Source organism: Flavobacterium phragmitis, from assembly GCF_900112575.1.
Classification (GTDB): Bacteria; Bacteroidota; Bacteroidia; order Flavobacteriales; family Flavobacteriaceae; genus Flavobacterium; species Flavobacterium phragmitis.
In genome coordinates this window covers 204,820-228,267 of sequence record NZ_FOMH01000002.1, presented here as the reverse complement: position 1 = coordinate 228,267, position 23,448 = coordinate 204,820, and the positions used below count along the sequence as shown (strand labels likewise).

At 38.5% G+C, this 23,448-nt stretch carries 15 protein-coding genes and 2 pseudogenes; 5 read left to right on the top strand and 12 right to left on the bottom strand.

The features are described 5' to 3' along the window. The first annotated feature begins 13 nt into the window (after positions 1-13). Positions 14-604 (top strand): globin family protein, encoded by a 591-nt coding sequence (locus BM289_RS03810; protein ID WP_091490987.1) that lies wholly within the window; start codon positions 14-16, stop codon positions 602-604. Between the two features lie 226 nt (positions 605-830). Then, the gene (gene hemA, locus BM289_RS03805) at positions 831-2,135 is read left to right on the top strand and encodes a glutamyl-tRNA reductase (RefSeq protein WP_091490985.1); all 1,305 of its coding nucleotides are present in this window, start codon (positions 831-833) and stop codon (positions 2,133-2,135) included. Between the two features lie 846 nt (positions 2,136-2,981). Here the strand turns inward: hemA and BM289_RS03800 are convergent. The 4 genes from BM289_RS03800 to BM289_RS03785 all read right to left on the bottom strand — a co-directional run bounded on the left by BM289_RS03800 (position 2,982) and on the right by BM289_RS03785 (position 8,051). After that, complete coding sequence (locus tag BM289_RS03800) at positions 2,982-3,770, bottom strand: anti-sigma factor (protein ID WP_091490983.1); 789 nt, start codon at positions 3,768-3,770, stop codon at positions 2,982-2,984. Then, entirely contained in the window at positions 3,770-4,300 is a 531-nt protein-coding gene (locus BM289_RS03795; protein WP_091490982.1) for an RNA polymerase sigma factor, read from the bottom strand. The genes BM289_RS03800 and BM289_RS03795 overlap by 1 nt, the downstream gene beginning before the upstream one ends. A gap of 528 nt (positions 4,301-4,828) precedes the next feature. Next, positions 4,829-6,820 carry a BCCT family transporter gene (locus BM289_RS03790; protein ID WP_091490980.1) on the bottom strand — a complete coding sequence of 664 codons (1,992 nt, stop codon included), beginning with the start codon at positions 6,818-6,820 and terminating at the stop codon, positions 4,829-4,831. Positions 6,821-6,992: 172 nt separating this feature from the next. Further along, positions 6,993-8,051: a mechanosensitive ion channel family protein gene (locus BM289_RS03785; RefSeq protein WP_091490979.1), complete on the bottom strand. Its 1,059-nt coding sequence runs from the start codon at positions 8,049-8,051 to the stop codon at positions 6,993-6,995. A gap of 474 nt (positions 8,052-8,525) precedes the next feature. Between BM289_RS03785 and BM289_RS03780 the strand changes: the two genes are divergently transcribed. The 3 genes and pseudogenes from BM289_RS03780 to BM289_RS03775 all read left to right on the top strand — a co-directional run bounded on the left by BM289_RS03780 (position 8,526) and on the right by BM289_RS03775 (position 10,989). After that, positions 8,526-10,268 (top strand): APC family permease, encoded by a 1,743-nt coding sequence (locus tag BM289_RS03780; protein WP_091490977.1) that lies wholly within the window; start codon positions 8,526-8,528, stop codon positions 10,266-10,268. Positions 10,269-10,666: 398 nt separating this feature from the next. Beyond that, positions 10,667-10,729, top strand: a pseudogene (locus BM289_RS25830) (hypothetical protein); the annotation flags it as partial. Positions 10,730-10,803: 74 nt separating this feature from the next. Beyond that, positions 10,804-10,989 carry a hypothetical protein gene (locus BM289_RS03775; RefSeq protein ID WP_091490976.1) on the top strand — a complete coding sequence of 62 codons (186 nt, stop codon included), beginning with the start codon at positions 10,804-10,806 and terminating at the stop codon, positions 10,987-10,989. 167 nt (positions 10,990-11,156) lie between these two features. Here BM289_RS03775 and BM289_RS03770 read toward each other — a convergent pair whose 3' ends face one another. The 8 genes and pseudogenes from BM289_RS03770 to BM289_RS03740 form a co-directional block, all read right to left on the bottom strand. Beyond that, on the bottom strand, positions 11,157-12,593 hold the full coding sequence (locus BM289_RS03770; RefSeq protein ID WP_091491541.1) for a TolC family protein: 1,437 nt from the start codon (positions 12,591-12,593) through the stop codon (positions 11,157-11,159). Next, positions 12,583-15,810: an efflux RND transporter permease subunit gene (locus BM289_RS03765; RefSeq protein WP_091490974.1), complete on the bottom strand. Its 3,228-nt coding sequence runs from the start codon at positions 15,808-15,810 to the stop codon at positions 12,583-12,585. The genes BM289_RS03770 and BM289_RS03765 overlap by 11 nt, the downstream gene beginning before the upstream one ends. A gap of 21 nt (positions 15,811-15,831) precedes the next feature. Continuing rightward, positions 15,832-16,914 (bottom strand): efflux RND transporter periplasmic adaptor subunit, encoded by a 1,083-nt coding sequence (locus BM289_RS03760; RefSeq protein ID WP_091491540.1) that lies wholly within the window; start codon positions 16,912-16,914, stop codon positions 15,832-15,834. A gap of 160 nt (positions 16,915-17,074) precedes the next feature. Next, positions 17,075-17,464, bottom strand: a complete 390-nt coding sequence (locus BM289_RS03755) for a hypothetical protein (protein ID WP_091490972.1) — start codon at positions 17,462-17,464, stop codon at positions 17,075-17,077. A 275-nt stretch (positions 17,465-17,739) separates the two neighbouring features. After that, a pseudogene (locus BM289_RS03750) lies at positions 17,740-19,512 on the bottom strand (chloride channel protein). 390 nt (positions 19,513-19,902) lie between these two features. After that, positions 19,903-20,520, bottom strand: coding sequence for an outer membrane beta-barrel protein (locus BM289_RS03745; protein ID WP_091490971.1), 618 nt, complete (start codon positions 20,518-20,520; stop codon positions 19,903-19,905). 303 nt (positions 20,521-20,823) lie between these two features. Continuing rightward, entirely contained in the window at positions 20,824-20,949 is a 126-nt protein-coding gene (locus BM289_RS25735; protein ID WP_262489164.1) for a hypothetical protein, read from the bottom strand. Positions 20,950-21,544: 595 nt separating this feature from the next. Next, positions 21,545-22,594, bottom strand: coding sequence for a M14 family metallopeptidase (locus BM289_RS03740; protein ID WP_091490969.1), 1,050 nt, complete (start codon positions 22,592-22,594; stop codon positions 21,545-21,547). Positions 22,595-23,448: the final 854 nt, after the last annotated feature.

Below are 23,448 nucleotides of genomic sequence, written 5' to 3'. Positions count from 1 at the left end.
ATACTTTAAATTTATGAAAGTTTATTCAAAACTTACACTTAGTGTACTAATTGCTGCATCGGCAGCTATGATTTCCTGCAGCAGTAATGACGACGAAACCCCAGCACCGGTTAAAGCTTCTATCTACGAGCGTTTAGGCGGAACTAAAATGGTTTCTGATCCTGATAATTCCGGCCAGATGATCGAGCAGGGACGTTTAAGTTTCCGCAAAGTGGTAAATTCAACTATCGGATTGATTGTTGCTGATATCCAATCGAACGCATCAGGCAATCTGCAGGCACATTTTGCTCCTTTGCTGGCAGAAACGGGAACTACCCAGTCTACCAATATTGCTAAATTATCAGATAATCTGACTGATTTCTTTTCGTTTAATACGGGAGGAACAAATGCTGTAAATACATATTCTGGTTTGAGTATGTCAGCTGCTCATGATCCTGCAAAAAATCCTCGTATGGGAACAAAATCCAGCAATGCAGATTATACAAAATTTGAAGGATATGTTGGAGCTGCTGCCAATGCGAATGGCGTTGCTTCAAATACAGAACTTTATACCGATATAGTTGCTGTTTTGGAATCATTGAGAACTCCTATAGTTCAAAAATAAATTTCTTCTCAAAACGCTGCCTGAAAAAGGCAGCGTTTTATATTTCAATACTATTTGAAGTATATAAATATTTTTCAAAACCTGTTAGTTAGCTTTATAATACCTGGAAATTATCTAAAACCGCAGTTTAAGTACATTTATTCCATAGTGATCTAAAAAGCATTTCCGGCGCTGTTATATAAATCTGCAGTTACTAATTTTTGAACTTTTTAAGGAAACCATAAATATGGAAAATTTTACTATGTCCGGATCCACTACTTTTTACGCATTAGGGCTAAGCTATAAGAAAGCAGATGCAGTTATAAGAGGAAAATTTAGTCTAGATTCTAAAGCACAATCTGATTTATTGCAGCAGGCCAAGGCAGAAGGCATAGAATCACTGGTTGTTACTTCTACCTGCAATAGAACTGAAATTTATGGTTTTGCCCATCATCCTTATGAACTCATCAAACTGCTTTGCGAGAACAGCAATGGCTCTGTAGAAGAATTTCAGCAGGCTGCTTATATATATAAGAATGAAGAAGCTGTCAGCCATATGTTCCGGGTAGGAACAGGTTTAGACAGTCAGATTCTGGGTGATTTTGAAATCATCAGCCAGATTAAAACCGCCTTTAACAATAGTAAACGGGAAGGTTTGGTCAATACATTTCTGGACCGGCTGGTAAATACAGTTATTCAGGCGAGCAAAAAAGTTAAAACGGAGACGAAAATTTCTTCCGGTGCAACGTCAGTTTCTTTTGCATCAGTGCAGTATATCATCCGAAATGTGGCGGATATTGGAAACAAAAATATTTTGTTATTCGGAACGGGGAAAATAGGAAGAAATACGTGCGAAAACTTAGTAAAACATACTAAAAACAGCCATATTGCCCTTATAAACAGAACAAAAAACAAAGCCGAATTATTGGCTGGCAAGCTGAATGTTATTGTAAAAGATTATGCTGATTTAAAACAGGAACTGCAGCAGGCCGATGTGCTGGTTGTAGCTACAGGAGCACAAAATCCCACTATTGACAAAACATCGCTTGCTTTACAGAAACCCTTATTGATTCTGGATTTATCCATCCCGCGCAATGTAGATGCCAATGTAGAAGAAATACCCGGTGTAACTTTGATACATCTGGATGATCTGTCTCAAATTACGGATGACACGCTGGAAAGAAGAAAACTGCATATTCCTGCTGCAGAAGCCATTATTGATGATCTGAAATTAGAACTGAATACCTGGGTGAACGGCCGAAAATGTGCTCCGACTATTCATGCCTTAAAATCCAAGCTAAATGATATTGTATCAGCAGAATTTGCTTTTCAAAAAAGGAAAACAGCCCATTTTGATGATGCACAGATGGATTTAATCAGTTCAAGAATTATTCAAAAATTAACAAACCATTTTGCGAGCCATTTAAAAAATGAAAACACTTCAGTGGATCAAAGCATTGAATTCATTGAAAAAGTATTTCAGATAGGAAAGCTTGCACCGGATAAGGCTTCTTCACCAATAGAAGAAAAATACAAAATCAATCTGTCATAAATGCTTAATCAGCTTCAATTTCAAAGCTTACCAGAGTACTGAAACAAGCCATGCAAAAATAGAACCCGTCAGCTGCGCTGCACGCTGCGACGGGCTTGTCCATAAACATAATCTTCCAAAAAATGTTTACTTAATTCTGCATGGGAGTAATCAATTCCCCATTTTGTAAAGTTAGACCAATTGATTTGGTGATAATTACATAATTATTAATTAATTTTATAATTAGCTTTTCTACTAAAAATTGCCTTACATCATTGATTCATGTTATAAAAAAGGCGGGCCGTCGCACCAAACGCTTGAGGAGAAAACTAATTTTTTGTCTCAGCTGAGCAATAATTGATAATCGGAGAGTGAGAGCGGAAAATTCAATAAATTATAAATAGTTAACCATTTATAATGGATTTTCATTATTTCAATTAAATAGAAATTTAAATAAAAGGAGTATGGGGCTATTCCATTTTTGGTGTTCGAATCCTGTTGGCTTTTAACTTAGGCTGCGCTTCAGTTTATCTTATTTTTAAAGTGAATTTGGAAGATTACTATTTGAAATTATTGGTCAAAAACGTTTTATAAGCATCGTCGGCGTTGAACGCTAAAACGTAAACTTTTTAATTAAATAAAGTATCAGTCGAAAGTGTCTAATTATTTAAAGCAGGCTTTAAAATTCTACTTACGCTGCACAAATTTAAAATATTATCATTAGAAACTATTCAAATCAAAATTTGACGATGATTTTAGATTTTTTTACTACGACTAAGGGATTTGGGTAAAGTTCCGCCATTGAATCCCAAAAAGCGCATATTGAAAAGGATCAATATGCGCTTTTTAGTTAGGATTTTTATAGAATTAGACTTTTCCTAAAGTATAAAGCTGTTCCATTGTAGGTGTAAGGCTTCCCCCTGCAGGTTCCAGCGTGATGCCAAAAGCTTCAGCTGAATCGGTTTGGCTTACAGCGAAGATTTTTTGAGAGTTTTCTTCAAAATTATCCAGCAGACCAATACTTGTAGGAGTAAGCACCGGACTTAGTTTTAAAGACCAAACCTGGTAAACCATTCCTTTTGGTGGGTTTGGCAGACCTGCCGCGTCGATATAAGTCGTTTTTGTTTCTTTGTTCCAGTACACTTTTGCAAATGATGCCGGAGATATGGATTGTCCGTCCAGAGCAACGCTTGTGTTTTTAATGTCTCTCACAATGCTCAGATTTTTCTCAGTCTGTTTATTCTGCTGGTCTAAAAAAGCATATTCTCTTTCAATTTTATTTTTCTCGCCTCCAGCCTCAGAGAATGCCTGTTTGGATTTTGCCAGTTCTAAAGTCTGATATCCAAAACCTAAGAGCAGTAATACGGCAGCCGCCCAGCCCAAGTATTGCGGCAGGTTTGATGCTGGTTTTATATCGACAACTTTAGTATGTTTAAGCTCTAAACGCGCTTTTATTTTGTCGAAATTGGCAACCGAGTAGAAAGGTGAGAAGCTTGATGATAAGGCTGAAAGAGCTTTTTCTATAGCAATGATTTCACTTTTAACCTCAGGGTTTCCTCTGGCAAGTTCGGCGATTTCCAGGTTCTCTTTTTCTGTAAGCAGGCCGTAAACGTACAGTTCTAAAATGCCTGATTCAATATATTGCTTCACTTCCATTATATCTTTAAATAATTTCTTAAATCGTTGATACAGTTCCTATTTTGTGTCTTTACAGTTCCCAAAGGTATCGCTAACTCTTCTGAAGCTTCCTTCTGGGTATATCCTTTAAAGAACAGCAGATCAATAATCTCAATACATTTTGGTTTCAGTTTTTTAACGAACTCCTGAATACCAATTGCATCTAGTTTATTAGCTAATTTATTGCTGTCATCTAACATATTTACGAAATTATCCGAGGAAAGGTTTTTTCGGGTGTTGTTGAAATTTTTGGACCGCAGCTTGTCAATCGATGTATTCCTTGCAATATTAAGGATCCATGTGTAGAACCTGCCCTTGCTTTCACTGTAGCTATCGATATTTTTCCAGATTTTCACAAAGACTTCCTGCAGGACATCTTCGGCTTCTTCCCGGTTTTTTACCAGAACATTTATGACCGAAAACAAGCTTTTTGAGTACATATCGTAGAGATGGGTGAAAGCTCTTTCATCTTTTTTGCGGATTAATACCAATAATTCTTCTTGGCTCATAGGATTGGATTTAAAGCTTAAATAAATTTTAATTTCTCATAAAGCGGTAATGCCCGATAAAGGTAATTTATTTTTTACGCAAATAATCCAAAAGCAGAAATATAGAGTATCACTTAAAAAAAAGCCAATTTTCGAAGGTTTATGCCTTGAAGCTGTTTTTGCCTCGCACCACTTTTTATAGACTTCGTTAACAGTCTAGCAGTTGCTGCTGCGTTTTTTTTTTGTATTATACAGCGGCATTGGCGATAAACCTCTGGTGCAGAAGCGCATAATTCTGCACGGACTAAATTAACAAGGAATTTGGAACTGTCAGCCGGCATCTGATATCAGAGGCCGGCACAGTTTTTTTTGACATTATTTTTCAGCTGCTCTTCCCGAGATGCTTTCTTCCCGAGTGCTATAGAACTTGCGAAGCGATCTTTTGTCCCGAACATCGGCACAAAAGTATTTCCAATGCAGCCGGGCTGATATCATTGATTCGATTGCAGGGATAAAACTAAGATTATCCTAAAGGGCAGCTTTTTCAACTTATTTACTGGTAAACATTTCGTTTGACTGCTCTGCAGTAATATCAATGAATCTTTCGTAATGCTTCAGGACATCACTGATCAGTTCATTTTTAGTAAAATATTGCACATCGTATCCTGCTCTGGTATCGCCAAAGTAAGTTTTAGGATAGTAAGTTCTGCTGTTTTGGAATTCAGGCAGATTCTGCTCTTCAACGAGATTATTTGAAACCATTTTTGATTCGAGCTTAACGCCGTATATGAAATTATGCACCAAATCATGCGAAATTTTGAGCTCCACACTAAAAGGATCTGATAAAGATCTGATTGATGCCTGAATTCCCCTCAAAGCAAATTCATCCTTCAGTTCGGTAAAGGCCTGTTCTGCCTTAATGATAATAAATTCCTCTACAGAGCGCTTGTCTTTGAAAGCAACAATCTGTTTTAAGCGCTCTTTCCATAATTTTCCCGACCAAGGTACGGTCGATACGGAAAAATTGCGCTGGTAATATCTGTCATCGATAAAGAGGCCTTTCATTAGCGCAGCAGCCATAAAAAGCATGATCGCTGCAAAAGGCAGGGCAGTTATAAGTGTCATAGTCTGGAGTGCTTTCAGCCCTCCCGCCTTTAAAAGCATAAGGGCCAGAGCAGCAAGCAGTACGCCCCAAAATATTTTCTGCCATGTCGGGGAGGATTGAGAGTTTTTTGTAGCAATGCTGTCCATCACCAAAATTCCCGAATCGGCAGAGGTCATAAAAAATATAATTACAATCATGATAACCAGTGCCTTTGAAATCAGGGGAAAAGGCAGGTACTCCAAAAAGCTGAACATCAAAGCTTCAGAATTATTTACCAGGCTGCTTAGTCCTCCTGAGGCTATATGAAAGTCTGTCCAGATGGCGCTGCTGCCAAAGACGGACATCCAAATCAAATTGAATATTGTCGGCAGAAGAAGTACTGCCGCTATAAATGATTTTATAGTACGTCCCTTTGAGATGCGCGCTATAAACAATCCCACAAATGGTGCCCACGAAATCCACCATGCCCAATATAATATCGTCCAGTTGTAAAACCATGGCAGGGACTTTTCGTCATACACGTGTGTGTTGAAAGATATGGTGAAAAAGCTGCTTATATAATTCCCCAGACCCTCGGTAAAGCTTCCAATAATATATACGGTTGGTCCTGCAATGAGCACAAAAAGCATTAAGACTATCGCGGCCGTTGTATTAATATTGCTTAAAATTTTAATTCCTCTGCTGACTCCAGAAATGGCTGAGAAAATAGCCAGTGAGACCAATACGGCAACAATGCTCACCTGAGATATGAAGTTAGTGTCGGATACTATATTTAAAGCCTTAAGGCCTGAATTAATCTGCACTACTCCGAAACCTAATGTGGTTGTAATTCCAAAGAAAGTGCTGCACAGCGCAAAAACATCTATGGCATTGCCCCATCCGCTGTTAATTTTGTCTTTTAAGAGCGGATAAAGGCAGCTTCTAAGGGATAGAGGCAGGCGATAGCGATAAGTAAAATATGCAAGTGAGAGCCCCACCAGGCCATAAACTGCCCAGGCATGAATGCCCCAGTGAAAAAAAGTATATAATTGCGCATTTTTTGCCTGATTGATGTATTGATCGGCAGCAAATGCATCATCAGAATAATGGGACATAGGTTCCGCAACGGCAAAGTACATCAGACCGATTCCCATTCCCGCCGCGAAAAGCATGGATATCCAAGAGAAGAAAGAATGTTCAGGCCTGCTGTCATTATCTCCCAATTTGATGCTTCCATACTTGCTGAACATGAGATATACCAGAAAGATTACAAATATTGTAACGGACCAGACGTAAACCCAGTTCAGATTTATAAAAATGAAATTTTTAATATTTTCAAGTATTATTTCAGTTGGTTTGGGAAATAACACTGTAAATGCGCAGATTCCCAAAATAAATAGCAGTCCGGGAATGGTGACTCCTTTATCAAAAGTTGTTTTTTTATTATTTTTTTCCATATTAAGAGTTTTATGCAGACTGATCAGATAGCTTCCATTGTTGCTCGTATGTCCTTGTTTAGAAATCTGCATTACTGAATACAGCCTTAAGTGGTAGTTTCAGCGCTGCTTCGAATTTTGGTAAAGCGTATTAGAATTATAGCCGGAATTGAGAATTTAAACAGAATGCCATTCAGTTCAATCTGGATTCTTTGTCCATAACGATGGTTTGGGTAGGATAAGCAAAATCGATACCCCGATTCTCAAAAGCAGAAAAAATTTCAAGATAGACCTCCTGCTGGTTATCCATATAAAGGTTATAATCCGCATCAAGCACGTAATACACAAATTCAAAATTCAGGCTGAAATCGCCGTATCCCGAAAAGTGCCCTCTGTCAAATTGGAGCTGGGGCTTTGAGGATATAACTTCCCTTACAATTTTAGGTATTTCTGATAATTGGGAATGCGTGGTCTGGTAGGTAACCCCGAGAGAAAAAACAACACGTCTTTTTTCCATTCTTTTATAGTTTCTCAATCTGGAATTGGTAAGGTCCGTATTGGAGCAGATCAGCTGTTCTCCGCTTAGCGTGCGGATACGTGTGGTCTTGATGCCAATATATTCTATCACTCCATTGTCAGATCCCAATTGCACGAAATCGCCAATTTCAAAAGGTCGGTCAAAAAAGATGACAAAATAGCTGAAAAGATCCCCCAGAACGGCTTGTGCAGCAAGGGCAATTGCAATACCTCCGACACCCAGTCCTGCAATAAGCGTAGTGACGTTGTAGCCCATATTATCAATAAGGAATATAATGCCGCAAATCCATATAATAATATTGACAATGGCAATAAGCCCCCCTGCCTGTTTTTGTTTGCTTTCGCTTTCTTCGGATCTCTGGATAAAAGAATATACAAATTTTTTAAAGGCGGCACTGATAATTTTAAGGACAAAAAATGTAAAAGCAAACATGTAGGCGGTATGGATGACTTTAGCAATGTCCTCTGGAAGCTTAAGTGTGAGCAATGCAAAATAAAAAGCAGTGATATACAATATAGGCAGCACAGATTTATCTACCACTTCGATAATAAAATTATCCCAGGTAGTCTTGGTGTTCATAGCCCAGCGATTAAGCCTTTTAATTACGGTAGCTCTGACAGTCTTGACAATAATTACAGAAGCTATTATTATTCCGGCTGCTATTAGCCAGCTTATCATAGTGTTGTCTAAAAAGGTTGTTTTTAAGATATCCATAGAAAATTTTTAATATTTCGATTGAAAAAGATTAAACTAATGGAACACCTTCAATTACAGAAGCATAAAATAGATGCAAATTTTGCCATCAATATTTTTAGTTGAAAAAAGCTCAAAGAGTGCTGTCTCAAGACAGTGAAAGCTAGGAAATAATGATAAATATTAGATCAACGGTTATTGATATAAGCAGCAACGAATTATTTTTACACAACTACAATTTTGCAATAGGTGAACTGATAATTAGTATTTTCAAAGTTACCCATATAAAAAACCGATTCCAAGAAAAATTCTGAATACTTCTATTTTTTGAATATTTTCAGATAGCAGATGAATCAGCCTTATTGGACTTTTAGAGCTTTTGTTGGGTAAATTATTAATTTAGGCTTAACTTTGTGATTAGAGGTATTAAGCCTTATAAAAAAAAATAAAGGTTTAAAAGCCTTAAGCCATAGCTGATAATAACCTTTAATTTTTATGAAAAATCATATTGCTAAAAAACTGAATGAACTTCAGGCAACTGCCATCTGCGGCAATGACATTACCTCTTCCTGTCTGTACGTCTCTGCTCTTACCATTGGTTATGCAGGCCAGTATGCTTGGATCTCACTTTTAATTGTAGCATTTGTGCTGCTGCTTTTTCGGAAAATTTATGGTGAAGTTGTTGGCGCACTGCCTCTTAACGGAGGAGCTTATAATGTGCTGCTTAATACATCAACAAAAAAAATAGCTTCATTTGCCGCTATTCTGACCGTACTGTCCTATATGACAACAGCAGTTATATCAGCCACCGAGGCCATGCACTATCTCCATACCATATTTGACGGACTCAATATCCTTATTGCGGCGGCAGTCGTATTGGTTTTATTTACCATGCTTGCAATTATAGGAATAGGCGAATCGGCTACAGTCGCTGTGTGCATATTTGTAATTCATTTGGTTACACTGATACTCCTTGTAGTATTTTCAGTTTTTTTCGTTTTAAACAATGGATTAAATACTTTTAATCTTAACTGGGAACTGCCATTGAATTCAAATGGTATCTTATATACGCTTTTTTTGGGCTTCTCGGCAGCAATGCTTGGTATTTCAGGTTTTGAAAGTTCTGCTAATTTTGTGGAAGAACAAAGGGCAGGGGTATTTCCTAAAACCCTCAGGAATATGTGGGCGATTGTCAGTTTTTTTAATCCTGTGATTGCCCTTCTGTTAATTGCAATAATACCTATTGCCCGTCTTGGAGAGCATAAGGAATCGCTTTTATCGTATATGGGGCATGCCACAGGCGGAGAATGGCTTTCATGGCTGATCTCCATTGATGCAGTTCTTGTTTTGTGCGGAGCAGTTCTTACTTCTTTTGTAGGGGTATCAGGACTTCTTAAAAGAATGACTCTGGACCGTATACTGCCTAATTATTTTCTTAAAGAAAACAAAAGGGGATCAAGCTACAGGATCATAGTCAGCTTTCTGGTGCTCTGCCTGTCTGTTATGGCCGTTACTAAAGGGAGACTTGAATCATTGGCCGGTGTTTACACTTTTTCTTTTCTTGCCGTTATGGCGCTTTTTGGAATTGGAAATCTGCTTCTGAAAATAAAGCGCAGAAAACTGCCCAGACCTGAAAAAGCAAGGGGAATAGCGGTAGTGGTTGCGATAGCATTTATAATAATTGGATTTGCAGGAAATATTCTTCTAAATAAGACGGCTTTTTACACTTTCATTAATTATCTAGTGCCAGCAGCTTTATTTGTACTCATTATGCTAAATCGATCCATGCTGATACAGACTATGGTCGATATTTTGGAATATTTCTATGAACCTGTCCGCAGATTTGCCATTATAAGTAACCGCTATCTGCGAAAATTACAGCATAAAATCCATTCCCAGGAATTTGTATTTTTTACAAAAGGGGATGACGTGGCGATACTAAACAAAGTAATGCAGTATGTGCAGAACAATGAGACTACCAGAAGGCTTAAGATTGTAAATGTCCATCATGAGGGGAATAGCAATGAAGAACTTAAAAAAGATCTTGAAGTGCTTGACAGGGCTTATCCCGAGATTCATATAGAGTTTATCGAGCTTATTGGAATATTCGGTCCGGATCTTATAGATAAGCTTTCCAAAGAATGGGCAATCCCAAAAAACTTTATGTTCATCGCTTCTCCAGGGGATAAATTCTCCTATCGGGTGTCAGAACTCGGTGGGGTAAGGCTGATTATGTAGCAGTTGGAAAACAGTCGTTTATTTATTTTTGTTGCCAAAAAGCAGAAGCCCTAATGGTGTGAACTTCTGCTTTTAGCTCTAGGTAAACTGTTGCCTTTATACTAATGCCTGGATATAGAAATAATTTTCAGTAACAGTCCCGCTTTCCGGAATGTCAGGCATTCACTGCCAATAAAAGAAGTCATAACATAGCAGAACAGGAAATTGAAATACTGTTAATCAGAACAGGAATGATGCATTGTTAAGAAAAAAATAGCGTGCATCTGAGCAACATCTCAACACGATATTGCGTCCCCTTATGCAATTCCGTCTCAAGTGGATGGAAGTTACAGGCGTATCTTACCTGAAAGGCCAGCAATTACTATTGTACAGGCGCCTATTATGAAAAGGATGGGAAAAAATACACCCTTGCAGCTCCAACTGCTGGAATTATAGTGGAAAACCTTTCGGATGGCCGATGAGGCTACTATCGGGAAAAAGAAGCTAATGTTTTAAAATATGGCCTGCGTGAAGGATCTGCTGAAAGAGCACAGAAATGAAAACAAAACAGGCAATCAGGATAAAAGCGGTCTGGAAACAGTGCAGAATTAAAATTCTAAGCCGAAAGTTGCATGATCTGCAGAGGCTGGCCAAATTGGCAATAGCTGGTAAAGATGGAATGTATTATCTCAATTATTTTTTAACGGCCTCTGAAAATGATGCAGAGCTGATAAAATCATGATAGATGCAACGGAAGATTGCGGACAGACTCTATCGCCTCAAGGGCATACGCTTAGGAATTATACAGCTGGATTAATTTTAAATTTGATCCGGGATTAAGCGGAAAGCAGAAAAGAGACCTGTTGAAAAACAGGTCTCTTTTTCAAAAATAAATAAAAATGAAAACTACTAATTCCAGCCGCCTCCTAATGCTCTGTAAACATTTACAAAGGCATTCATCTGCTGTTTTTTGGTTTCAATAAGTTCAAATTTAGATTCTAAAGCATCTTTCTGAGTTAGCAAAACTTCCATATAATCTGCTCTCGCAGAACTGAAAAGGTTATTGGATATTTGTACAGACTCGTTTAAAGCCTGAACCTGTTTTGACTTCAAATCATAACTTTGTGCTGTATTTTGAATTTTAGAAAGCTGATTCGCAACTTCAACATAAGCGTTTACCAAAGTTCTTTCATAATTGTAAACTGCCTGAATTTGTTTGGCGCTTGCAGTAATATAACTAGCCTTAATAGCATTTCTGTTGATTAAAGGAGCAACCAAATCGCCCGCAATGGAATACAATAGAGATTCTGGAGAAGTCAGCAGATACTTGGCATTGAAAGCTTCATAACCAATTCCTGCTGAAATGCCCAGCGATGGATAAAATTTAGCTTTAGCGGCCTTAATGTCGAGTTTTGCAGCAATTAGCTCCATTTCTGCTTTTTTAATATCGGGACGATTTTCCAGAAGCTGGGAAGGTATTCCGGCATGAATATCTGCAGGAGCTATAGTACTGAAAGTATCGCTGTTTCTGGCAATTTTCTGAGGAAAACGCCCCAATAGGAAATTGATTTTATTTTCCGTTTCGGTTATATGCTGCTGTATTTCAAATTGCAGACTCTGCGTGCTTAAAATCTGCGCCTCAAATCTTCTTACAGCCAGTTCGTTTACCCTTGCCGCTTCTTTTTGTATTTTTACGACTTTTAAGGCATTGGTTTGGATATCAATATTTTGTCTTATAATTTCCAGTTGATTGTCCAAAGCCAAAAGTTCGTAATATGAATCTGCTATTTCTGCAATCAGATTGGTAACTACAAAATTCTTTCCTTCAATAGAACCTAAATAACGATTCAAAGCCGCTTTTTTAGCATTATGAAGTTTGTTCCAAATATCTATTTCCCAGCTTGATGTAAGGGCAAAGCGAAAATTTGGAAGCGGGTCCGGTGTTTCTTTACCAGGCATAATTTCTGTTGTAGCTTCACCTGAGCCTGTGCTTGTATATCTTCCGGATTTAGTGACATCAGCACCTGCACTAAAACCTACAAACGGCAGGTATTCTCCTTTTCTGGCTTTTACTTCACTTTTTGCAATTTCGATTTCCTGAAGTGTAATGTTTAACTCCTGATTATTTTTCAGTGCAATATCAATCAAACTGTTCAGGTTTTCATCCGTAAAATAAGTTTTCCATTTTACTTTTCCGGTATTGAGCGTGTCTAAACTGTTATTAGCGTAAGTTTCGGGTACTGTTTTGTTTTCATTTTTTTCTACTATAGCAGGAGTTTTACAGCCAACGATAGAGAGTAATACGCAGGCGATGCCTGCGTATTTTATATTTCTGTTATTCTTCATTTTCATCTATTTGATTGTTTTTCGAAAAATCATCTACATGATGCATAAACTCATCTACATGATGCATAAACTCATCAGACAATGAACTTTCTTCTTCTCCTTTAATTAGTTTTCTGCCTTCGGCCATCGAACCAAAGATGTAGTAAAGTCCCGGAACGATAATCACACCGAAAATAGTCCCGAAAAGCATTCCTCCAAGCGCAGAACCTCCAATAGTTCTGTTACCAATTGCACCGGCACCTGAAGCAAAAATCAAAGGAATTAAACCGGCAATAAAAGCAAATGAAGTCATTAAGATTGGTCTGAAACGCACTTTTGCACCTTCAATAGCCGCTTCGAGTATTGTAGCGCCCTGCTGATGCTTGAGCACCGCAAATTCAACTATCAGTACGGCATTTTTTCCCAGCAGTCCGACAAGCATGATTAGTCCGATTTGCGCATAAATATCGTTTTGTAATCCCATCATTTGAAGAATTACAAAAGAGCCTAAAATTCCAACAGGAATAGATAAAATTACAGACAGCGGAATAATAAAGCTTTCGTATTGCGCAGCAAGAACAAAATACACGAATGCCAATACAACAAGGAAGATGTAAAGTGATTCATTTCCTTTTGCGGCTTCATCATAAGATAAACCTTCCCAGGCAATATCATAGCCTTTAGGAAGTGTCTTAAGAGCGGTTTCCTGCACGGCTTTAATGGCATCTGCAGTGGTGTACCCTTTTGCAGGCTGTCCCTGAATAGCTGCAGAGTTGTACATATTGTATCGCGTTACCTCATTTGGTCCCTGCGTTTTCTTAAGCGTCATAAAAGCAGAGTAGGGTACCATTTCACCATGATCATTTTTTACAAAAAGATTCAGTACATCTGAAGGAAGTCTTCTGAATTTTGGATCAGACTGTACATACAATTTAAAGAAACGCCCGAATTTGATGAATCCTTGTTCGTAGGTACTTCCGATTAAAATATTCAGGTTTTCCATGGCTTTACCAATAGAAACTCCTTTTTGCATCGCCAAATCATTATTAATTTCCAGTTCATACTGTGGATAATTGGCAGCGAAGAAAGTAAACAGACCCGAAAGCTCTTTACGTTTCCCTAACTCAGTCATAAACTGTTTGTTGATTTTATCGAATTCCTGATAATTGGTACTCGTCGTTTTGTCTAATAGACGCATAGAGAAACCTCCTGAAGAACCAAATCCCGGAATTGCAGGCGGTTCAAAAAACTCCACAACAGCGCCCAGATCTTTTGATTTCTTCTCCAGTTCTTCCATGATTTCTGTTACAGAATGTTTTCTGTCAGACCATGATTTTAAGTTAATCAGACAGGTTCCTGCATTAGATCCTCGACCTTCAGTCATAATTTCATAACCTGCCAATGATGAAACCGATTCAACTCCTTCAACACTTTCGCAGATTTTCTGCAGTTTCTGTGCTACCTGATTGGTTCTTTCCAAAGTAGCTCCCGGTGGTGTCTGAATAATTCCGTAAATAGTTCCCTGATCTTCACTTGGAATAAATCCGGAAGGCAATACCTGATTTTCAATGAAAATAAAAGCACAGAATGCGATCAGGATTCCAAAAGTTAATACACGCCTGCTTACAATTGATTTTAGAACTGTCACATATTTTCCGGTAAGTCTTTCAAACCAGGCGTTAAAAGCATCTAAAGATTTTGTCAATATGTTTCCTTTTTTCTCTTTTCCACGATTGTTTTTCAAAAGGATAGCGCAGAGAACAGGAGTAAGGGTCAAAGCTACAATTGCGGAGATAATAATCGAACTGGACATAGTAACCGAGAACTGTCTGTAAAAAGTTCCCACCGGTCCTGACATGAACGAAACAGGAATAAACACAGATACCATTACGGCAGTAATAGCGATAATAGCACCTCCAATTTCGCCCAATACCAGTTTCACTGCATGATAAGGCGTAATATGCGGAAATTCTTCAAACTTGGCATGGACGGCCTCCACGACGACAATGGCATTATCTACCACGATACCGATTGCTAATACCAAAGAGAATAAAGTCACCAAATTGATAGACATTCCAAAAAGCTGAATCACAAAGAAAGCGCCAACCAAAGAAACCGGAACAGCAATAATTGGGATTAAAGTCGAACGCCAGTCACCTAAAAATATAAATACCACTAAAGCAACCAGGATGAAGGCGTCTCTCAAAGTATGTATTACCTGATCGATAGAAGCATCCAGGAACTGCGAAACGTCATAACTGATTTTATAATCCATTCCTGGCGGGAAGCTGCCTTTCATTTCTTCCAGTTTTGCTTTAACGGCATTGATTACATCGCTGGCATTACTTCCGTAATTTTGTTTTAATACAATTGCTGCAGAAGGATGTCCATCCAGATTCGAGTAAATATCAAAGAATTCACTTCCTAATTCTACTTTTGCAATATCTTTCAGGCGAATACTTTCTCCTTCAGAATTGGCACGTACAATAACATTTTCATATTCTTTAGGCTCGTCGTATCGTCCTTTGTAAGTCAGTACATATTCTAAGGACTGTGCTGCAATTCCGGAACTTTGTCCCAGTCGTCCGGGACGACCAATAATACTTTGTTCCTGAAGCGCTTCCATAACTTCTTCAACAGAAATTTTATAAGCTCTCATTCTGTCAGGATTCAGCCATACACGCATTGCATATTTACGGCTTCCTAGTATTTGCGTTCTCGCAACCCCTTTTACACGGCTGATTTCGGGAATCATTTTTACATCGGCATAGTTGTAGAGAAACTTCTCATCCATGCTTTTGTTTTTCGAATAAAGGTTCACATACATCAACATACTAGGCTGAATAGGAGTAATTACAACTCCTTCTCGTTGAACCAGTTCAGGTAATAATGGCATTACCTGATCGACTCTTGTTTTAACCCTGATTACGGCTTCATTAGGATCGGTTCCCGGTTCAAATATTATTCTGAGTGTTGCTTCTCCGGCACTTGTAGCATCTGTTGCCATGTAACGGACACCTTCTGTACCGTTAAGAGAATTTTCTAAAGTAATTAAGGTAGATTTCACCAATACATCGGCACTTGCTCCGGGATACGCAATAAAGATATTTACAGTGGTGGGCGCAATTTGTGGAAATTGCGATATAGGAAGCTGTTTGATGGACAGCGTACCTAGAAAGACAATTATAATCGAAATTATAATTGCAAATACGGGTCTATGTATAAATTTATTAAACATTGCTTCTTTTTTTAGATTCGGTTATTCTGCATATAGCTCTAAATTGGACATAACCGATTGGGGTTTTACCACTTCGTAGTCTATTTTGTCATTTTCTTTCACAAGACGAAGCCCTTCTAAAAGTATTTTATCATTGATTGATAAACCTTCTTTAATAACAAATAAATGTGGCATTTCGGCAGCAATAACCACCTCTCTTGATTTTACAGTATTGTTTTTGTCAATTACGTAAACATATTTTTTATCTAAAACCTCGAAAGTTGCTTTCTGAGGTATCAACATGGCATTTTTCAGTTCAATCGGCATCTGGATGCTTCCGGTTTCGCCATGTCTTAATAATCTTTTTGGATTAGGAAAAACGGCTCTAAATGGAATGTTTCCGGTTTCATTATCGAAATCCGCTTCGATAGTTTCAACCACTCCGGAATAAGGGAATTTTTTGTTATTGGCCATCAAAAGATTGACTTTCATCTTTCCACTTTTTTCAGCCTTTTCCTGATAATCCAGATATTCAGATTCCGGAACATTATAATATACCCACATCGAACTGTTGTCTGCCAGTTCTGTCAGCAATTCTCCTTCATCAACCAAACTTCCCTGACGCACATGAAATTTGTCTATAATACCGTCAAAAGGCGCTCTGATTTCTGTAAACTGAAGATGCACTTTGCTTAAAGCCAGTTCGGCGTCTGCTTTTTCCAGTTTTGCTTTTGCCATTGCCAGTTCGTTTGGCGAAACCACTTTTTCATCGGCTAATTTTTTTGCATTTTGGTATTCAATCGCGCTGAAACTTACTTCTGCTTTCGATTTTTTCATTTCTGCTTCGTAAAGTGCAGGCATAATTTTAAATAACAGCTGCCCTTTTTTTACCATTTGTCCTTCGTCAACATAGATTTTTTCGAGATAACCGCGTTCCTGAGCTCTTATCTCGATATGTTGGATGGAATGTATCTGCGATACGTAATCTTTTGTAATTGTAGTATCTCTTTCAATTGGAGTTGTAACCACAAATTTGGTTTTTTCTTCTTTTTCTTCTTCTTTTTTGGAGTTACAGCCAGCAAAAACTAAGGCGCACAAACTCATGATCATGAAAGTTCTTTTCATAATTATTTCAGCATTAAAATGTAATTTATTTTTGATTTTTAAATAAAAAGGCCTTTGGGAACAAGCCATAGGAGTTCATATCCGTCTACTTTCTAACTAAAGAATAACAGAGGATAAAACTATGAAGTGATTGGCTATTGGTAAGCAATAGCGTTAAAAATCAAATTCTAAATACCTGAAATAGCAGATAGACTTTGTTATCCAGTAAACTGAAAATTTTGCAGTCATTTACTTTTTGGGTAAAAGCAGTTGCGGAAACGGCAAAAGGACTATTGCGGTGGAAAGTTAAAAAGTAGTTGTTCTTAGCGATCTGTTTTTGGACTGTCGAAAAGTGTTCTTCATTTTCTTCGTTATCAAACAGGCACATTTTTCTTTTAAAAGTTTCAAATGAGCGGCCTGTTCCGAGTATTTGCTGATGTTCAATTCCATGAAAGGTGGCGCAGAAAGAGAGCTTCTTGTACGTAATGATAGAAGTATGTGCGTAACCGCTGCCATATCCGCTTAAAAGAATGACAATTGAAAGTAAAAGTTTGGTGCACCAGTTTTTCATAAGAGCCACAAATTTAATTAAATGATCCCATAAAAACAATGGTACGGATTTATAAATTAATAATAATCCTGTTTTATTAGTTTTGCCCTGCCATATTTTAGAATCCTGTTTTTTACGATGGTAAAAAGAGGCAATTCATTATTACTAGATGCCTTCTTCCAGGCAAATTTATCCTTAAAGACAGAAGAATATAAATGGTATTGGATACTGAGACTTCGTTGAGGCATCTGAGTGCGGTGATGCCGTTTTGCTTTCAGGTCATGGGGCTTATTCTGCTATTCAAAAATCATCGCTTTAAGCTGGTTTCGATAAGCTTCAAGGGCTGCTCCTTTCTCTATGTAGCCGATATAGACGCTGCCTTTTACAACAGGCAGATAAGCCCTGCTGCTGTTTTCCAGCTTCTGCATGACGGTTTCCATGCTTTCATCGTAGAAGATAATATCTTTTGGAGGTGTCATTAAGTCCCGGGCGGCTATGCGGCTGTCGCTGAAAATGATCTCTTTGATGTCACTGAAATAAATCACCCCCAGCAGTTTTTCTTGTTCCGTGACGGCAAACATACCCTGGTCGGAACTCTTTATTACGCTGCGCAGCTCTTCCAGATCAGTTTCTGGGGAAAGCGTTTTGGGATCTGGATTCAGTATGGAGTCCATTTTAAGTGTCCAGAGTATATTTGTATCCTTGTTGGAGGTAAATACATTTCCTTTTTTTACCAGACCCTTTACGTCAAGGGAATGCTTTTCAAATCTTTTTGAAATGGCAAAGCTTACAGAGGCCACGATCATTAGGGGAAGGATCAGGTCATAGCCTCCTGTTATCTCAGCAATAAGGAAGATAGCCGTAAGGGGTGCATGAAATAGGCCGCTTAATATGCCTGCCATGCCCACTATTGCAAAGTTGCTTACCGGCAGCTGGCTTAGTCCGGAGAGGCTTATAAGTTTTGAAAAGAAATAACCCGCATAGGATCCCAGGAAAAGCGATGGAGCGAAATTTCCTCCGTTGCCGCCGCTTCCAAGGGTTATGCCCGATGCAAAAGCTTTGAGCATCATGGAGCATCCCACAAAGGCAAGCAGCACCCATTGGCTGCTGCTGAAATCTTTAAAGAGTGTATTTTCCAGAAGCTCGCCGGGATTTCTATCTGCCAGTACTTTAATGCTCTCATATCCCTCCCCGAAAAGCGTGGGGAATATAAAAATCAGCATTCCCAACAGCGATGCGCCTATAAAAGCTTTCTGGTAAGGAGGGAAATTAAGACGGGAAAAGTAATGTTCGGTTCTCAGAAAATTACGGGAATAATATACGGAGATCATTCCGGTGAAAAGTCCCAATACAATTTAAAAAGGAATGTTATGGTAATCAAAAGTCTGTTTTCCACGAAAGGAAAGCAGGATTTCTTCATTAAGAAGCACGGTGGATACCAAGGAGCCCGTTGCAGCGGCAATCATGATGGGTGTGAAGGCAGAGATAGTTACATCTACAAGCAGCACTTCAACTGCGAACAGCACCCCAGCAATTGGAGCATTAAAGGCAGCGGAGATGCCTGCCGCTACCCCACAGCCCAGAAGCAGCGTCCGGTCCTTATAGCTAAGGCGGAACTGCTGGGCGAAATTAGATCCGAAAGCCGCGCCGGTTACCACAATTGGGCTCTCAAGACCTGCCGAACCTCCCAGACCGACTGTTAGTGAACTGGTCAGGATCTGGGCATACATTTGTTTTTTAGGTACCATGCTGGATTTTCGGGCAACCGCATAGAGGATCTGCGAGGTGCCTTTTTCAATAGAGCCTCCCAGAATTTTCTGCACTACCAGAACAGTCAGCAGTATGCCTATTACCGGAAGGATTGAGTTTATGAAGCTGAGCTTTAAAACGCTGTTGATGTATGATGCGGAATAATACACCCAGTGTGCAAAGTACTTTAAAACGATAACGGCAAATGCCGCCATGATGCCTACAAGAACACTGGAGAGAAAGATAAACTGTTTTGGAGGGAGTTTTTTTCTTCCCAGGACAAGCAGGGCTTCAATCTGTAAAATTTTTTTTCTAAACATAGGGGCAACGTAAATTATAAAGAGCTAGACTTTGGTAAATTTTTTTTTTTGAAGATTTTTTTATTCTCCTTTTTACGGGAAAAGAATCTTTCTCTTGTTTTGAGTTTTTTCAAAGATACGCCGTCATATTGTTTTTTCCGCAAAATTTAACATGTATTGCGGCAGCTGTCTCCATCTGTGTATTTTATTTGAAGAATAATTGTCTCGCTGATGGCTGACTTAAAGAGATTTATGTGTTTTAATGGTTGCGTCTGGATAGTGGCTAATTTTAATTTTATCTGCAGTCTAGTATTTGTTTGAAATAATAAAATATTTAAAAGAAAGCCAGTTCCTGTTTTGCTGCAGGGACTGGCTGTTTGTTTTCTGCTCGCCTGTTATTTCTCACGTTACCTAAAAGCGGTACAGGAGTCCGAATTGAGGCTGGTCGAAGATATTTTCAAAGAGGTTTATGTTGAGCTGGAAAGTGTCCGATGAGGGGCCGTTTTCAGGAGACACGCTGTTAAAGGACAATACATTGGCCAGAATAAAGGTGACTGCAATATTTCGGGTCACAAAATAGTTCAATCCGATATTGATGTCAGCAGTAATGCTGTTGTCGGTGTTGCTGCCCAGCACTGGGGTCTCCACCTTGTTTCTTCCGTATCCCAGGCCTGCTTCCGCATAGGATTTGAAACGTTTTTTGTCCAGTTCAAGGAAATAATAACGCGCAAAGCCTCCGATGCCGAAAACATTGGTTTTAGTGCCTGTAGATTCTATTTTGTTGCTGGAGTAGTCCAGTTTTGCACCAATGGCAAATTTATCTCCCAGCAGGTAGCCAAACTTAGGGCTAAACGCGTAAAAATCCTGGTCGCCCCCAGTACTGATCTTTATGGAGCCTTCTATAAACATGTCACCGCTTTTAAAGGTGATTCCTTTAGCAGAGTCCATTTCATCGTCAATCTCCTGCTGCTGTCCGTAAACTGCCAGAATAGAAAAAAATGCCGCAATAATGGTAAATAGATTTTTCATAATAAATGAGTTTAAAGTTACACCGCATAAATATATGAAAATTATGTAAGAAAATTTGTCTTTTAATATTTTTAATTGATTAATAGTTAGATTGTTGTCTTAAATAAAAAAGGAATTTGAACATTCACGGCGCGATAAATTAGTACTTTTTCCAGTAAAAAAATGAAACAAAAAAAGCAGAAATGCCCAGAAAAGCATTAAACTGTAAAGCTTAAGTTTAGTTTCAAAAATATGGCGGAAAGTATAATGGGTCAGGAGATAAGTTAAGTCATTCCCCATCGGTTCAGCATCATGGCGGTTTATTTATAATCTCTTGAGTTCTTTCTTTCTTTCTTTCTTTCTTTCTTTCTTTCTTTCTTTCTTTCTTCTGATGTGCAGTACAGAATCGGAAACGGTTTTTAAAGATCCAGGCGCTTTATCCTCACTCATTGGTTGGAGCAGTCTCTACATTTAATAAGTAAGGATTTTATGATATTGCTGCCGAGGCTGTCTGATATAAGAATCGGACTGTGACAAAATTTTGTAATGTCCGTTTTTAGTTTCATATATACAAGTATTTGGATTAGGAAAATAGATTGGTTTAGCGCTATAAAAATAAACTGCGGTTAAGGATTAAAAAAAACAGCTGTTATCCGCCCAAGACGAATGATGAAATCTTCAGATCTTTACTATTTGCTGTTAACCGCTCTGCCTGTTTGGGAAAAAGACAGCAAACCAAAATGAAGCCTTATACGACTTTTTAACGGCTTCCGAATATCTCTTTATGCCGCCTCTCTAGGTGCGAAAGCCGTTAAGAAAAGATATGATCTTCCGTATATTCTTCCGCAATTTGAGTCAAATATTTCTTTCAGCTGTCAGATTAGGTCATCAATTATTTATATGCCGGTTTTAACAGCGGATCTAAGCATGGTCTGAATTAAATCGTTGGATTTGAAAATCAATTTCATCTTTATCAGATTTAGAACCTACCTATTTTTCGGGATCGAGAAATAGAATTAAGCAGATCGTAACTGCAAATGCTTCTTTATTTTTCTCTGCGGCCTATGTAAAATAGTATTTCGCCGTCATCAACTGCAAGTCCCATATTTTTTTTCAGTATTGTGCCGCTTAGGGGAGCAGTTATTATTCTTACGTTCCTGCCGAAAACATCAGTTATATAGCCTATTTCCTCATCTTTTGTGACAATTCCTCCAGCCTTAAAGCTGCTGTGAAATAATCCTCTGCCTGTACTGGAGACAGAAACCTGTTTCGTATATCTGTGCTTAACTGGGGAAGCTGCCGCAACCTTTTTATTTTCATACATTTTCAATTCATGCATCATACGGTAAACAGCATTTTTGGCAGACAGAATATCTGTTTTTTCATTGCTGCCCAGTTTTCCTATGGCTATGCTCAAAGCTGGTATTCCCAGCCTTACAGCCTGCTTAAAAGCCTGACGTGCAGGTTGGCCTGAAGCCTGGGTATAAGGCTGGCTGACCACCGTGCTCAGACCGCTGATTTCGCTCAGACGTGCTGCAAGAAGCGTCTGGTTCTGAAACTCTTTATTATCATAATAGCAGGCATGTGCTATAAGGTTCTCGTTGACGCCCCCGCCATGCATTTCCAGAAATATATCGGTTGCGTCGAAAATTCCTGTTGTGATAAAATCGGCAGTAACTTCAGTAATGGTGCCAGCCGGGCTTCCAGGAAAAGCCAGATTTAGATTTAATTGGTCACCAGGACTTACAAACGGTGTCCGATTGTAAAAAGACTCCAGATTCATAATGGGAATTATGATCAGGCTGCCGCTTAGCTTTTCGGGATCTATTTCCCTGCGGAGCTGCAGCAAAGATGCGATTGCCGAATACCCCATGCCGTAAATCCCCGCCGAAATGGTAAAAGTCGGGCCTTTGTGTCTGCCGCTTATTAATGTAGCAGGAATATAAGCGAGGGAACTATCGGCAGCGGTCAGACGGAATATGGTATCTGTTATTGCTGACTGTTTTTGTTCTAAAATCATTTTTAATGTTTTTTTTTGAGATTCTGCTGTCTGGCATATAAAAAAGGATAATAAATAGAAGAGTAAATGTTTCATGAACTATGTTGTTTGGATGCTGATAAACTGGAAAAAAAAAGAGATGCTTGAAATTATGTTTCCCCGTTATATACTTGCTGTTTTACTATAATGAAATAAAGCTGATAAATGAATGCCTTTAAAGCCGGCAGAATAGAACCAATAATTGCAGCCACGGCATATTGCCCGCATCGAAATGCATTAGAATTTAAAGCTGTTTTTTATGTTAAATGATTATGAAATAAGACGCAGAAAAGTGGGCAGCTAATACTATAAGGATAAGAGTATGAAAAACCCCGGCCTTAAAATGCTTCCTGCTGCATATAAGAAGATCGTAAACGTCTTGCAGTCTCCTTGTCAAAAAATGAAGCAGGAATAATTTCCAAGTTCAGAAAAGATGAAAACGATATAAAAGACTGCAGCAGCCCAATGAAAAAAAGTTCTTTTTCCTAAAATATGAGGTCTTCCTTCTCTGGCTTTCTGTAACTGCGCCAAAGCGGCAATTTTCATTTGTCGGTACAAAGGCAGTTGCCTTAAATTTATTTTTCCTCTCTTGGAGGGAAGAGCTTATGCGTACTTTTTTTTTGCTGTGCGTCGCAGTAACGGATGTTGTTTCTGAATTTAGAGTTGCTAAGATTTCCAGTGCTGATCCCGTGAAAACTATTGAATAAATCTTATCAGCTTCACTTCCGTGCAGCACGCGAAGCGAGAACAGGAAAAAAATCAGTATTTTTTTTAAAAGACTCATCAGTGGGTCTGGAATCTGAATTTATTAAGTTTATTTCTAATAGAGGCCAAATATACTTCTAATATGGCAAAAAACAGCATTTAGATTTCAGAATATCGTTTAATGCATCAGACCGTCTGAAAGAAGG